The organism is Mesorhizobium sp. AA22 (assembly GCF_001672375.2).
Lineage (GTDB): Bacteria > Pseudomonadota > Alphaproteobacteria > Rhizobiales > Rhizobiaceae > Mesorhizobium > Mesorhizobium wenxiniae.
On sequence record NZ_CP048406.1, the window covers coordinates 4,713,974 to 4,728,241 of the forward strand.

The following is a 14,268-nucleotide window of genomic DNA, read 5'->3' on the forward strand; positions in this document are numbered from 1 at the left end:
TGTTTTGCAAGATCAGGCTCTTTTTCCGCCCATGCCCTTTGCCCAGTTGAAAGACCGCGCCCTCATTTCCGTGTCAGGCCCGGATGCCGAGATTTTTTTGCAGAACATTCTGACCACCGACCTCGACGCACTGGCTGCGGGCGAAGCAAAACCTGGCGCCTTGCTGACGCCGCAAGGCAAGATCCTGTTCGACTTCCTGATCTCCCGCGCTGGCGAGAATTCCTTCCGCCTAGAATGCCGAGCCGATATATCAGACGATTTCATGCGCCGGCTGATGCTCTACAAATTGCGCGCCAAAGTCGAGATCGCCAAGTTAGATCAGGGGCTTGTCACCGTCGCGTGGGGAAGTGATTCAACCACTTCGCAATCTGATTCAACGCCGGTTGCCGATGCACGGTTCCGCGACGCGTCCGTGACGCGCTGTTATGGCGGCACGGGTGACGGCGGCGACCCGGCCGCATGGCAGGCTCTGCGCATCGCCCATGGGATTGCCGAAAGCGGCTGCGACTATCCGCTCGGCGACGCCTTCCCCCATGATGTGCTGCTCGACGAGACCGGCGGCGTCGGCTTCAGGAAGGGCTGCTATGTCGGCCAGGAGGTGGTCTCGCGCATGCAGCATCGCGGCACCGCCAGACGGCGGGTGCTGATCGTTTCGGCCGAACGGCCCCTGCCCGCTTCTGGCGCCGAACTGACAGTTTCCGGGCGACCGGTCGGCACGCTTGGCACTGCCGCCGGCACGGCAGGCCTCGCCATAGCCCGAATCGACCGCGTCAAGGCAGCGCTCGAAGCCGGCCAGCCGATCATGGCGGAAGACGTCCCTGTGTCGCTCGCCATCCCTGCCTGGGCGAAGTTCACCTTCCCGCAGCAACCTGTCGGCGCGGAGGAGACCTGATGGCGGCCGACCGTGCCGGCGCGCCGCCGCGCGCTTGGCAGCGCATGCTGTCGGGCCGGCGGCTCGATCTGCTCGACCCCTCGCCGCTCGACATCGAGATTTCGGACATCGCCCATGGGCTTGCCCGCGTCGCCCGCTGGAACGGCCAGACCAGCGGCGACCACGCCTTTTCCGTCGCCCAGCATTCGCTGCTGGTCGAGGCGCTTTTCGGCGAGCTGGTGCCAGATGCCCCGGCCGACGCGCGGCTGGCGGCTTTGCTGCACGACGCGCCGGAATATGTCATCGGCGACATGATCTCACCGTTCAAATCGGTGATGGGCGGCAGCTACAAGGAGTGCGAGCTGAGGCTGCAGCGCGCCATCCATCTGCGCTTTTCGCTGCCGGTCGAACCTAGCGCGGGCCTGCGCAAGGAGATCAAGCGCGCCGACCAGGTCGCCGCCTATTTCGAGGCGACGCTGCTTGCCGGCTTTTCCACCGCCGAGGCGACCGAATTCTTCGGCCGGCCGCGCGGCTTCAATGCCAACCGCTTCGATTTCACACCGCGTTCGGTGACCTGGGCGCAAAACGCGTTCCTCGAACGGTATGCGGCGATCGAGAAATGGCGGCGCCAAACGGTGCAGCCGGCCGACTGAAAAAACGGTAAATTAACCGGAAAGGACAACAGTACCGTGTTCGATCACGGTCTGCAGGCGCGCCTCATGTCCGTCACTCATGCCAAGGCTGGTTCGCCCGTCCGCGGACGGAGGGCCGAAGGCATAGGCCTGCCGCGACGGATAGAAAACGAACTGCGCAAACAGAATGATCGTTTTTCGGCCGCCGTCGAGAACATGTCGCATGGCTTGGCCATGTTCGATGCCGACGAGCACATGATCATCTGCAACGGCAATTATATCAGCATCTTCTGCCTCGACGCCGAGATCGTGCGGCCCGGCATCCGGTTTTTCGACATTCTCCAGCACAGCGTCGACATCGGCGTCGCCTCGCACAGCGCCGAAGAACTTTATGCCATCCGCAAGCCCTATATCGACCAGGCGAAACCTTCGACCTATGAGGAAACGCTGTCGGATGGGCGCATAGTTAACATCTCGCACCGGCCGCTTGCTTCAGGGGGCTGGGTGTCGATCTATGAGGACATCACCGAGCAACGGCGTGCCGAACAGGAACTGAAGGAGCAGCACCGCCGTTTCGACGCAGCACTCGCCAACATGTCGCAAGGCCTTTTGATGTATGACTCGGACGGCAGGCTGATCGTGCGCAACGAACGTTTCCTGGAACTCTACCACGTGACGCCGGCCGACATTCCGCTTGGCATGGGCCACCGCGACGCGCTCGAGCAACTCGTCCGCCTGGGTCTCTATGCAGAGATCGACATCGACAGCGAAATCTCGAAAACCGCGGCCTGCCTTCAAGCGGGAGAAATGCGGTCGACCTACCGCCATCTTGCCGATGGCAGAACCCTTTTGGTCGTGCGACGGCCGATGAGTGGCGGCGGATGGGTCGCAACCTTCGACGACGTTACCGAGCGCCGCCGCGTCGAAGAGCGCATGACCCACCTTGCGCATCACGACACGCTGACCAACCTGCCCAATCGCTCAATGTTCCGCGAACGGCTCGACCAGGCCTTGGATGAGGCCACGGACCTGGCGATATTCTCGCTCGACCTCGATCGCTTCAAGGCCGTCAACGACACCTGGGGGCATCCGGCCGGCGACTGGCTGCTGAAATGCGTGGCCGAGCGGCTGCAACGTTGCCTACGCAACGAAACGGACGTAGTCGCTCGTTTCGGCGGCGATGAGTTCGTCATCATTCAGTCCAATACCAAAGGTGCCGGCGACGCGGAAAAACTGGCAAGACGCATTGTCGACATCATCGGAAGGCCGTTTCGCGACAAAAGCCGCGACATGCATATCGGCATCAGCCTTGGCATCGCCCTTTTCCCCAATGACGGCAGGGATGCCGACACGCTGCTGAAAAACGCCGACATGGCCCTCTACAGGGCGAAAAGCGAAGGACGCAACGTCTATCGCTTCTTCGAGCCAGGCATGGATGCGATGGTGCGGGCACGACGCGCACTCGAAACCGATCTGGAGGCAGCGCTGCGGCGGCAGGAATTCGAGCTCGACTTCCAACCCATCATGAACATCGCTTCCAGCGAAATCGTCGGCGCCGAAGCCCTGATGCGGTGGCACTCGCCGGCACGCGGCTTGGTGCCGCCAGACGACTTCATCCCGGTCGCCGAAGAGATTGGGCTGATCGTGCCGCTGGGAGAATGGGCGCTGAGGAACGCCTGCACAGTTGCGGCGGGCTGGCCGCATGGGCTGCGTATCGCGGTCAATGTCTCGGCTGTGCAGATCAAAAGCGGCACCTTTGCCCGCAGCGTGATCTCCGCGCTGGCATTTTCCGGCGTGCCGGCCGATCGGCTTGAACTGGAAATCACCGAAACGGTGCTGATGGATGAGAGCGATACCGTGCTCAAGACGCTCAGCCAGTTGCGCGACCTCGGCATCCGTATCGCGCTGGACGATTTCGGCATCGGTTATTCGTCGCTCAGCTATCTCCGCCGCTTCCCGGTCGACAAGATCAAGATCGACCGCTCCTTTATTCGCGACATCGACAAGCGCGACACGGCCGCGATCGTGCGGACGGTCATCGGCCTCGGTGCCCAACTTGGGATCACCGTCACCGCCGAGGGCGTCGAAACCGAAGCTCAGCTGGAGTTCCTGAGCAGGGAAGGCTGCGTCGAGGCCCAGGGCTATTTGATCGGCGCACCGTCGAAAGCGGCGGACATCAATCCCCTGCCGAAATCGCGCGCCGCGATCAGGCAATCCGGCTAAGTGCGACAGGCCAGACGAGCCATTCAAAGGTGTCCGCTCAATGCCTCCACCATGTCCTTGTTCGTCGCCACAGGAACGATCTCGAATTCGACCAGATCCGCCCATTCGACGACCCACTGTTGCAGGAGCGTGACGTCATCGGCCTCCACCAGCAGGAAGCAGCGGCTCATATCCGCCGCGATCCAGCTGTGGTGCACAAGAAGCGCGTCCGGCTTCAGGCGGCCCTGGTCGCGGAAGCGACGGTAGATCTCCTTGCGATCACAGCCGCGAAAATCCTCGGTCACAAAAAACAGCATCTCTGCCCCCCTCTCGGATGATTATCGCCCCGGCCGGTCGAGCCGCTCCAGGAACCACTGGGTCAGCCGCACCCAGACCTCATCTTTTTCGCCGGAATCCTCCCAGCCATGGTCGAGGTTGGGATTGTCGTTGACCTCGATGACGAAGACACCGTCCTTGGTCTCCTTGAGGTCCACCCCGTAGAGGCCATCGCCGATACAGCGCGCGGCCCTCACCGCCGTCTCGATGACATGGGCCGGCGCCTCTTTCAAGGTAAAGGTCTTGATGCCGCCCTGGTCGGGCTTGCCGTTGGCCTTGTGGTTGACGATCTGCCAGTGCTTTTTGGCCATCAGATAGTGCACGGCAAACAGAGGCTGGCCGCCGAGCACGCCGACGCGCCAGTCATATTCGGTCGGAATGAATTTCTGCGCGATCAAGAGATCGGAATCCTCCAGCCATTCGGTGGCTAGCGTTTTCAGCTCCTCGAAGGTGCCGCATTTCTTGACGCCGCGTGAAAACGACGAGTCCGGGATCTTCAGCACCAGCGGAAAGCCCAGCGTCTGCGCCGCGACTTCGAGATCCGAGGTGCCGGCGATCATCACCGTCGGTGGCACCGGAACCTTGTTGTAGGTCATCAGCTCGTTAAGATAGACCTTGTTGGTACAGCGGATCATCGACAGCGGATCATCGATGACAGGCATGCCTTCCTGCTGGGCGCGGCGCGCAAAGCGATAAGTGTGGTCGGAGATCGAAGTGGTCTCGCGGATGAACAGCGCGTCGTAGTTGGCGAGTTTGGCCAAATCCTTTTTGGTGATCGGCTCGATTTCGACGCCCATCTTTTCGGCGATCTTGGCCCAGTAGCGCAGCGACGAGATCTCCGATGGCGGCAACTCCTCGTGCGGATCGACCAGCGTGGCGAAGGTGTAGCGCGCCGGCGTGCGGCCTTTGGTGTCACGCCACTCGCGGTTGGTGTAGGTCTCGAGGCACTGAAGGAAGCGCTTTTCTTCCTCCTCGGTCATCCTGGCCAGCGGATGGAAGCTGATCTTGCGGATCGACGCCCATTCGGAGCTGTCCGTGATGTGGACTTCCAGTGCCGGCGCGCGAAACCAATCGAACAAAAGCTTGGCAAAGCGATCCCATATCCTCGACGGGCCGATGCCGAAGAAGATGCAGACTTTTTGCGGAAAGGCGCCGCCCAGATCCTTGCGGCACTTGTTGAGCGCGAGTTCCAGCTCCGGCAGCGCGTGATCGTAGAGCTTGCGCTCGGACAGGTCGATCATCGTCTCGACCGTCGGGATGACCTTGTGTCCGCGCGAGCCGGCGAGCAGCGAGGCGTAGTAGCCGCGGCTTTGATAGCCGTAATTGTTCGACAGGTTGATGACCTTCGGCCGCTGGCCGCGAAACAGCGCCGGATGGGCAAGGTAGTCGCGATTGGTGATGATCTTGTGCGGTGTCGCCACCTGATCGAGATCGTTCTGCCGGCCGGTAAGGATGACCCAGGTCATTGTCTGTCGCGCTTTCCGAGGGTAATGGCGGCACGCAATCCGTCGCGGCCGAACTGCGCCATGTTCATAAAGATGCCGTAAGGCACGGGAATATTGGCGGCATCAAGAATGGTCTCCTGTCTCTCGTCTTCGACCCAGGGATCGTGGATCAGGATATGGTCGCCGTCGTCGCCGATGGCCAGCACCCAGTGCGGAACTTTCTTGCCGAACATCAGGAAGCCGCTGATCAGGACCAACACCAGTTTCCCCTCGGCGATCGCGGTGCGGATATCGTCTATGGCGAATGGACGGTAATTCACCGGGATGCCGTAAAGTTCCGCGCGCCGGCGAAAGTCGACCTGCGCCAGTTCCATCACCCGGCGCTTGTCCTGGCTGCGCACCGACTGCAGGAACAGCGCGCCATGGAAGGAGACATATATCTCGGCAGAGAGCCCGCTTTCGTGGCCGGCAACGGCGAGGCCGAACGGCTCACAGCCGCCAGGCCCCGACATCATGAAAACGGTGGTCGCCTCGCGCCACAAACGGATTTCCATGACCGGGTCGGGCACGAAGCCGGGCTCGAAATTGGCCATTGCCATCATCAGGCAGCACGGGCCGCAGGTGAATTCGCAGGTCTGCTGGTAGAACGGCACCTTGGTGGCGACCGGAATGTCGCCACGCAAAGTCTTTTCGTAGCGCAGCGCCGTGGCGCCGTCCTCGTAATAGCCCGGTTCGCGGCCGATCTTGCGGTAGCCGCTCTGCTCGTAGATGCGAATGGCCCGGCTGTTGTCCTCGCGCACCTCGAGGCGCAGCATCATGCGGTTGTGTTCGAAGGCGGTCTCCTCCGCCGATGCCAGCAGCATGCGGCCAAGGCCGAGCCCGCCGAAAAAGGGACCGATGGCGATGGAATAGAGCCGCGCGACGCCGCTGCCTTTGCGAAACAGCACGACCGCATAGCCGGCGACGCGGCCGTCGCTTTCGGCAACCAGCAGCTCGGCACTTTCGCGTTCGATCAGCTGGCGAAAGGAGCGGCGGGATATGCGGTCGCTCGAGAAAACAGCCTTCTCGATGACGGCGAGGTCATCGACGTCGGACGCGCGGGCCTTGCGAATCTCGGCAGGCATGCGGGCTCGGAAAACCTCGATTGGGTTGTGGAAAAGACCCTGGTCAGAAGTGTCGACAACACAGCCGAAGCGCCAGCATCCGTCAAGCGCTATCGCACCTCGATTCGGGCTCAATTGTGACAGTTTCGGCTGGTGCATGACCCCGAAAATCGAAATCGATTTTCGGAAAGGGTCATGCACAAAAAACAGGCGCAGCTCAGCTGGCCATCCCGGCCAGAAGCTGGCTGTAGGCGATTTTGGCCACCGCAGTCAGCTGCGCGCGCGGCAGCGAGCCGACGACGGCGCAGCCATAGCCCTTGTCCAGCCAGTAGACGGCTTCGGGGCCGTTCTCTTCCGACCCATAGGTGCCCTTGGCCTTCTCGGCCGATTCAGCCGTGACGAACAGCGAGATGCGCTCGCCCTTGTCGTCCTCATAAAGCAGCATCGCAGCCTTGCTCTCGCCAGCAGGCAGCAGCCGGCCGCCGACGAGTTGGAACCCTTCCGCCACCAGATCCGGTGCGACCAGCTTCAGGCCGACCCTATTGGACAGCCAGGTCTGCAGATGATCCTTGTCGCTGGCGGGCACTTCCACCGCATGCCGCTGCTCGGCGGCATAGATGACATGGGCTGCGATCGCCTGCTCGGCGAGCTGGTCCTCGGCCGGCTCTTCCAGACCGAGATGGTCGATGCCGGCGACATAACCACCAACACCGCCGATGGCCACCGCCGCCGCAGCCGCAGCCGCCAACCACCAGCGCGAGCGCGATGCCGCCGTCTTGACCTGCGCCTCGCCGAACACGATCTTTTGCAACCGCGCCGGCACCGGCTCGTCGAGCACGCCGGCGAAAGCGGCACGAAGGGCTGCGCGGTCGGCGACGTAGCGGGCGCTTCTCGCCTTCAATTCAGGATTGGCATCGAGCCAGGCGTCATACGCCACGCGCTCGTCGCCCGGCAACTCGCTGTCGAGCGCCATGTGGATGTCGCGTTCGGAAAAATCGCGCCGGGTCATTTCTCGACGATCCTTATCGCCCGGCGGCGCGCGGCGTCATCCAGCAGGCCGCGCAACTCATCACGCCCGCGCGCGATGCGCGACATCAGCGTGCCGGCCGGCACGCCGAGGATGGTCGCGGCCTCGGCATAGGAAAAGCCTTCGATGGCGACCATGACCAGTGCCGCGCGCCGGTCGGGGCTGATCGCCTGCAATGCGTCGATAATCTCGCGCGAGGCGATGCTCTCCACTTGCTCGGCGGGTGCTGCCTGCGCTTCGCCCGCTTCCAGCGGCAGCATCGCGGCTTCGCCACGCCGGTTCACCTTGCGCATCTGGTCGATGAATAAATGATGCATGATCGTAAACAACCACCTCCTGGGGCTTTCTCCAGTCTGCCAGTTGTCGAGCCGCACAAGCGCCCGCTCGAGACAGTCCTGAACGAGATCGTCGGCGGAATCGCGGTCACGCAGCAGCGAGCGCGCATATCGGCGCAGGCGCGGTATTTCGCCCAGGATTGCTGCCTTCTTTTCGTCCATGACCGCTGGTTCTGAGGTGCCTTGTTCATCCGATTGAACGCGCCTTCGCGGCGCTGCGCAAGCGGCCAGCGCGAAGCGGTCCGCCGCCCTGGTCACCCAAGCAACAAGATAACGCGGCCGGCGGGCGATTTATTCCCGGTTTAATTGAAAACTGTTAGCTATTGCTCGTCTGAAGCTTTTCCCTCGCCGCTCTTGTCAACAGCCGCTGATAGAACAGGCCGATGCCGATCAGCACCGCGCCGAGGCCGATGAAGGACAGCGCCCTCAGCACGCCTTCCAGTTCCGACATGTCGAAGAGGAAGACCTTCAACACGGCGACCGAGATCAGCGCGGCCGACGCGATGCGCAGCACCTGCGACTTGAGCCAGACGCCGGCGGTAAGCAGCGCCACACCAATGATCAGCCACAGCGCGGAATAGGTGTAGGTTTCAAGCTGGCCAAGGCCGCTCCACAGGCCGATGAACTCGCCCTTGAACAGCCGCCTCACCGACAGCGTCGCATAGACGAAAGCGAGCAGTGCCGCCACCAGCGCCAGCATCGCGGCATACCATTTCGGCCGCTTGTCTCTGGCATAGAGCGCGAGCCCCCCAGCAGCCACGGCCGGCAAGAGATAGGCGAGAAACAAAAGGTTGAACACCGGGATCTCGCCGGTCGATTCGTCCGTAAACAGCGGGTTCAGCGCCAGGAAATGCTGGATGACGATGAAGGCGACCGAGACAACACCCGCGGCAAGCGAACCATAGCGCAGCACCGAGCTTGGCGAGCGCATGTCGATGGCGACCAGGATCGCGCCGGCGCCGATGGCGATCAGCGTGTAGATCGCCTGTTCGGCGAGTGTCGCAGCACCCGTGTCGATGACGCCGCCATGCATGGCGTGGCGCACCAATATGGCAATCGTGAGCAGCGCAAATAGCGCAGCGCCCGCTTCCATGGCGAGGCGCGGCCGGCCATTGGTGGTGCGGGCGAGCTGCCACGCTGCAAAGCCAAAGGCGAGCGCCGGAACGCCGTATCCCGGCATCAGCCAGTTGAATACCGGCGTCGTCGACAGGAATTCGGCGCCGACGATTGTCGGATCGAAGGCGACGCGGCCGAGTACGGCAATGACCGCACCGACCGAAATCCAGCCGAGCACCGGATAGGCGCGCCAGCGGGTGGCCAGCGCCGGCACGACGGCCGCGGCACCCAGCAGGATGGTGGTCCAGCCGGACCCGAAAGCCATGTAGATCATTAGCAAGGTGGCGACTGCTGCCCCACCAAGCGCGAACGAGACGGCAGCACCGCCCCTTAGCGGCGGCTCCTCACCGCGCGCGATCCACTCGCCGCCGGCGGCGAAGACCACGACCAGAAGGGCTGCAAAGGCCGCGTAGACAAGATCGCGGTCGAGATTGCCGAAAGTGAACCAGAGCGCCAACAGAATGACCAGCGGCGCGATAACGCCCCATGCCGCCCATGAGGCGGCGCGGATGTGAGCCGATGCGGCAAATTTGCGCGCTGTCCAGAAGCCGGCTCCGATGAACACAAGTCCGAGAAAAATGCCGATCCTGAGCATCAGCGTGTCGGACACAGTCGCCGGCAGACCATCGACGCCGAGAGCGCCACCTGAAAAATCTGAAGCGACGGAGGTTGGCGGAATGATGCCGAGATAGACCAGCACCGTCGCCAGCCCTGCGGCGTGCAGGAGCGCCAGCGCCAGCGGCCGGTAGAGCGCTATCGCGACCAGGGCTGCGATAAGGGCTGCTCCCGGCAGAGCATCGCCGGCAGCGAATGCCGGGTCGACGAACAGCGCCATCGCCGAAAGGCCGACGAAGAAGCCAGGTGCGATGGACGGCCAGTCGAAGCCCCTGGCGGGCTCTGCTTCGCCACCGCGACGGCCGAGCCAGACGAAGGCGAGCACGGCCAGGGTCACCGCATTGATGAAGAGGATGACAGGCAGGTTCGTGCCCGGCGCATCAGTCATGTAAAGAATGGTCCAGAGGCCGGTGCCGACGAACGCTGCCGCCATCAGCAATTTCCAGTCGCGCAGGCGGGCGATGACGCCGGTGGCGGCGAGCACGATCGCCAAATAGCCGAACAGCGCCCAAGGATTCGGCGCCTGCGAGGCGACCAGCATCGGCGTCACCACCGCGCCGAGCAGGCCGATGCCGGCCAGCGCCTGGCCGTGGACGAGGGCGGCCGCGATGGTCGCCACACCGATGGCGCCGAGCAGCGTGAAGGCGAGCGCCGGCCCGATGAAGCCGTAAACGCCATGCGCGGCATAAACCGTGCCGAACAGGATGAAAGCACCGGCCGCCGTCAGGATCGCCGGAATATAGGCGCCGGCGACGCCCTGCACCGGCACCCTGAAGCCGGTGCGGCGGATGAACTCGCCAACGGCGACCAGCACCAGCCCGAGCATTGCTGCCATGCTCAGCCGCACGCCGGGACCGAAAATGCCGGCCTCGATGGTGTAGCGGATCAGGAACAGGCCGCCCAGCGCCAGCGCGATGCCGCCGACCCAGACCGCCCATCGGGTGCCGAGCGCCGTTTCGATGTCGGGTTTTTGCGTCGCTTTCGCCGTCACGGCGGCCGGTTGCGCTGGTGCAGATCCAGCCGTCGCCACTCCGCCCGCAGCCCACGGTCCGGATGCAATCTCCGCGGCCTCAACCTCTGTGGACGGCTTTTCCTCAGCCTCGCCCGCCGATGACGGGACAATATCGGTCACGGCCCCAACTGCCGCGTCTGCTGGCTTGCTGTCGTTTGCGGCCGGTTCTACCGGCTTGGCCTGCGGCGGGGCCACATGCGCGCCCGAAAGCACGAGGCTGCGCAGCGCACCAAGTTCGCGCTCGATCAGGCCGATGCGGCTCTGCTGGCGCGAGATAATGACAAATAGCGCGATGATCGCGACTAGGCCGATCAGGCTTTCGAACATGGCGGTTCCCCCAAACCAAGCCAGTAGTTACTGACAAATACGGCGGCCAGACGGCCACACTACAGCGCCGCGCGTCCTTTCGGACGCGCAAAGGACACTGTAGCGCCTTAATTTTCCGCATGATCCTTTCCGAAAATCTATTCGATTTTCGGGGTCATGCGGCAGTCAGCGCGCCGCCAGATTGGCGGCTGGAAAGATCGAGCACGTTTCGGTGCCGAAAGCCAGCAGCTTGCCGTTGGCATCCTTCAGCGTTGCTTCCGAAACCGCCAATGTGCGGCCCTTGTGCACCACCCTGCCCTCGCACACCACCTCGCCGGTCTTCGCGTGATCGGCCGTGTCAGGTTCACCTGAACTCCGCCGTCGTATAGGCCTCGCCCTTGTCGAGCAGCGTTTGCACCGCGCAGGCAGGAGCCGAATCCAGCAGCGTCGCGGCCCAGCCGCCATGCACCCACCCAGCGGATTGAGATAGCGCTCGTTCGGCAGGCCGCGGAACACCGCGCGTCCTTCCGACACTTCGGTCAGGTCGAAACTGAGCTGGAACGAAATCGGCGGCGCCGGGTATTTGTTGTCGATGATGCGCTGGAGCAACTCCAGGCCGGTATATCTGAGAGATGTCGCCGTGCGGAATGGTGCCGAGGCCGAGCCGCGAGACCCGGCCGGGATAGAGTTCCACTTCGCTCATGTAATGTTTTCTCCGGCGGCGGTCTCGGCGCCAAACTCCTTGCCCGCCGCGTGGTGCTTGCGCACGGCGGCGAGGAAGCCGGCGCGGGCACCGGGCGCCTCGATCCCGCGCGGCTCGTAGACATGGCGGGTAAAAAAGAAGCCGGTCAGCCGGAAGGCATCCTCGATCGCCGCCGGATCGGCGCGCAGCCCGGAGCCGCGCTGCAGGAATGCGGGGAGCACCAGCATCTTGTCGCGCCATGGCGCGCCTGCGGCGCGTGACACGGCGCGCCCGGATTTCGGCGAGACATAGGCAAGGTCCTGCCTGGCGCCGGTCGCAGCACACTGGCTGAGATCGAGGCCGAAGCCGAGTTCGTCGAGAATCAGCAACTCGAAGCGCGCCACCAGCTCGCCGGCGGCGTCCGTATCGTCGAGGTGGGCGATCATCACGGCCAACGTCTCGTAGAGGCCGCCATGAGCGTCGCGCTCGGGCAGCAGGCGCAGATGCGCAGCCATGGTTTGCAGCCCATAGATGGCGACGGCGCTGTCCATGAGCCGGGCGGCGTTCATCTCGATCGCTTCGGCCTGAAAGGTGCCAAGATGTTCGTCGAGCCGCGCCCGCCACAACAGGTCGACACGGTTGCCGGGCTGCAGAACGGGCTGCTGCTTGCGCGAGCGGCCGCCGCGCACAAGGCCGAGGTGGCGGCCATGCGCACGAGTCATGACCTCAAGAATGGCGCTGGTTTCGCCATGCTTGCGGGTGCCGAGAATGATTCCCTCGTCGCGCCATTCCATCAACGAAGCTTGTCACCGCTTCGATGGCGAAATCAAGATTGGGTTTTTGGGCCGCGCGCTGGTGATCGGCAAGCACTCGGCAGGGAAATTGCGTGGCGTCCAACCGGCTCAGGAGAGCTGTGTCGATAGTGACGTTAATATGGAAACTCCAGCCCCATCTCGCGATAGCGTTCGGGGTCGTCGCCCCAGTTCTGGCGCACCTTGACGAACAGGAAAAGATGCACCTTCTGTTCGAGGATACCGGATATCTCCATGCGTGCCGCCTGGCCGATGGCACGGATCGTCTCGCCCTTGTGGCCGAGCACGATCTTCTTCTGGCTGTCACGCTCGACATAGATGGTCTGGTCGATGCGCACCGAGCCGTCCTTCTTCTCCTCCCATTTCTCGGTCTCGATATGGGAGGAATAGGGCAGTTCCTGATGCAGCCTGAGATAGAGCTTTTCGCGAGTGATCTCGGCCGCCAGCTGACGCATCGGCAGGTCGGAGATCTGGTCTTCCGGGTAATACCAGGGGCCGGCAGGCAGGGTTTCCGAGAGATAGTCGAGCAGGTCCTTGCAGCCCGACCCGGTTAGCGCCGAGACCATGAAAGTGCGCTTGAAGGGCACTTTTTCGTTGGCTGCCGCCGACAGAGCCAGCAGCGCCTCGGGCTTGACCCGGTCGACCTTGTTGAGGATCAGCACCATCGGCTGGCGGACATCCTTCAGCCGTTCGAGGATCGCGTCGGCGTCGCCCCTGATGCCGCGCTCGGCGTCGATCAGCAACAGCACGATGTCGGCGTCCTTGGCGCCGCCCCAGGCGGTCGTCACCATCGCCGTGTCCAACCGCCGCTTCGGCTTGAAGATGCCCGGCGTGTCGACGAAGACGATCTGTGCGTTATTGTGGATGGCAATGCCGCGCACGATGGCGCGCGTCGTCTGCACCTTGTGGGTGACGATCGACACCTTGGCGCCGACCAGTTGGTTGACCAGCGTCGATTTTCCCGCATTGGGCGCGCCGATCAACGCGACGAAGCCAGAGTGTGTGGTGGTGGCTTCTGCTGCCGGCGGAACGTCTTCGGTGGCGGTCATGCCGCGCTCCCCTTGCTTAGCCAGACGCCTTCGCGCAACAGCAGTGCAGTAGCGGCGGCTTGCTCGGCCTCGCGCTTGGAGCGCCCGCTGCCGGTCGCCGGCGGAAAGGCGCCGACTTTGACGCTGACGGTGAACAGCGGATCGTGGTCCGGTCCCTCGCGGCTGTCAATTATGTAGACCGGCACGGCGCCTGCGGCCTGATGCGCCCATTCCTGCAGTTCGGTCTTGGCATCGCGGCGGGCGGCACCGATGGCCTGCGAGCGCGGCCGCCAGTATTTGTGGATGAATGCGCGGGCCGCCTCCAGCCCGCCGTCGAGATAGAGCACGGCGATCAGCGATTCCAGCGCATCAGCCCGCAGATTGACGCGCTTGCGCCCGTCCAGGCCGCGTACGTCCGAACCGGCACGGATCAGCTCCGGCAGGCCGATCTCCTCGGCGATCTCCGCCAGCACCTCGGCATTGACCAGCGCGTTGAGCCGGAGCGACAGCTCACCTTCGGCAGCGTCCGGATACGCCGCCAGAAGCATGTCGGCGACGACCAGGCCGAGGACGCGGTCGCCCAGGAATTCGAAACGCTCATAGTCGATGCCGGCATGGCTGCTGCGGGCGCTGGCATGGGTCAGCGCGCGCTGCAGGCGCTGGCGGTCGGCAAAGGCGTGGCCGGTGCGCTGCATGAGCGCTTCGGCGAGCGCGTCGATGGTCAGCCGTTTTGTCGCCGCCATGAT

At 63.6% G+C, this 14,268-nt stretch carries 13 protein-coding genes; 3 read left to right on the plus strand and 10 right to left on the minus strand.

Annotated features, from left to right (window positions below):
* Positions 1–31 precede the first annotated feature (31 nt).
* From A9K68_RS22795 to A9K68_RS22805, 3 genes are all read left to right on the plus strand, one after another.
* Entirely contained in the window at positions 32–892 is an 861-nt protein-coding gene (locus A9K68_RS22795; RefSeq protein WP_065009821.1) for a folate-binding protein YgfZ, read from the plus strand.
* Entirely contained in the window at positions 892–1,524 is a 633-nt protein-coding gene (locus A9K68_RS22800) for an HD family hydrolase (protein WP_065009820.1), read from the plus strand. Before A9K68_RS22795 ends, A9K68_RS22800 begins: the two co-directional genes overlap by 1 nt.
* A gap of 66 nt (positions 1,525–1,590) precedes the next feature.
* Positions 1,591–3,726, plus strand: coding sequence for an EAL domain-containing protein (locus tag A9K68_RS22805; RefSeq protein ID WP_065009857.1), 2,136 nt, complete (start codon positions 1,591–1,593; stop codon positions 3,724–3,726).
* A gap of 23 nt (positions 3,727–3,749) precedes the next feature.
* Here A9K68_RS22805 and A9K68_RS22810 read toward each other — a convergent pair whose 3' ends face one another.
* From A9K68_RS22810 to rnc, 10 genes are all read right to left on the minus strand, one after another.
* Positions 3,750–4,022: a DUF3303 family protein gene (locus A9K68_RS22810; RefSeq protein WP_029354458.1), complete on the minus strand. Its 273-nt coding sequence runs from the start codon at positions 4,020–4,022 to the stop codon at positions 3,750–3,752.
* A 21-nt stretch (positions 4,023–4,043) separates the two neighbouring features.
* Positions 4,044–5,507 carry a RimK family protein gene (locus A9K68_RS22815; RefSeq protein ID WP_065009819.1) on the minus strand — a complete coding sequence of 488 codons (1,464 nt, stop codon included), beginning with the start codon at positions 5,505–5,507 and terminating at the stop codon, positions 4,044–4,046.
* The gene (locus A9K68_RS22820) at positions 5,504–6,610 is read right to left on the minus strand and encodes a peptidase C39 family protein (RefSeq protein ID WP_065009818.1); all 1,107 of its coding nucleotides are present in this window, start codon (positions 6,608–6,610) and stop codon (positions 5,504–5,506) included. The genes A9K68_RS22815 and A9K68_RS22820 overlap by 4 nt, the downstream gene beginning before the upstream one ends.
* 196 nt (positions 6,611–6,806) lie before the next feature.
* Positions 6,807–7,598: an anti-sigma factor gene (locus tag A9K68_RS22825; RefSeq protein WP_065009817.1), complete on the minus strand. Its 792-nt coding sequence runs from the start codon at positions 7,596–7,598 to the stop codon at positions 6,807–6,809.
* Complete coding sequence (locus A9K68_RS22830) at positions 7,595–8,113, minus strand: RNA polymerase sigma factor (protein ID WP_065009856.1); 519 nt, start codon at positions 8,111–8,113, stop codon at positions 7,595–7,597. Before A9K68_RS22830 ends, A9K68_RS22825 begins: the two co-directional genes overlap by 4 nt.
* Before the next feature lie 154 nt (positions 8,114–8,267).
* Positions 8,268–11,021 (minus strand): DUF2339 domain-containing protein, encoded by a 2,754-nt coding sequence (locus A9K68_RS22835; RefSeq protein ID WP_065009816.1) that lies wholly within the window; start codon positions 11,019–11,021, stop codon positions 8,268–8,270.
* A 165-nt stretch (positions 11,022–11,186) separates the two neighbouring features.
* The gene (locus A9K68_RS22840; RefSeq protein WP_246811213.1) at positions 11,187–11,609 is read right to left on the minus strand and encodes a PaaI family thioesterase; all 423 of its coding nucleotides are present in this window, start codon (positions 11,607–11,609) and stop codon (positions 11,187–11,189) included.
* A 90-nt stretch (positions 11,610–11,699) separates the two neighbouring features.
* Positions 11,700–12,476 carry a DNA repair protein RecO gene (gene recO / locus A9K68_RS22845; RefSeq protein WP_065009815.1) on the minus strand — a complete coding sequence of 259 codons (777 nt, stop codon included), beginning with the start codon at positions 12,474–12,476 and terminating at the stop codon, positions 11,700–11,702.
* Positions 12,477–12,610: 134 nt separating this feature from the next.
* Positions 12,611–13,543 (minus strand): GTPase Era, encoded by a 933-nt coding sequence (gene era / locus A9K68_RS22850; RefSeq protein WP_065009814.1) that lies wholly within the window; start codon positions 13,541–13,543, stop codon positions 12,611–12,613.
* Positions 13,540–14,265 (minus strand): ribonuclease III, encoded by a 726-nt coding sequence (gene rnc, locus A9K68_RS22855; RefSeq protein ID WP_029354472.1) that lies wholly within the window; start codon positions 14,263–14,265, stop codon positions 13,540–13,542. Before rnc ends, era begins: the two co-directional genes overlap by 4 nt.
* Positions 14,266–14,268: the final 3 nt, after the last annotated feature.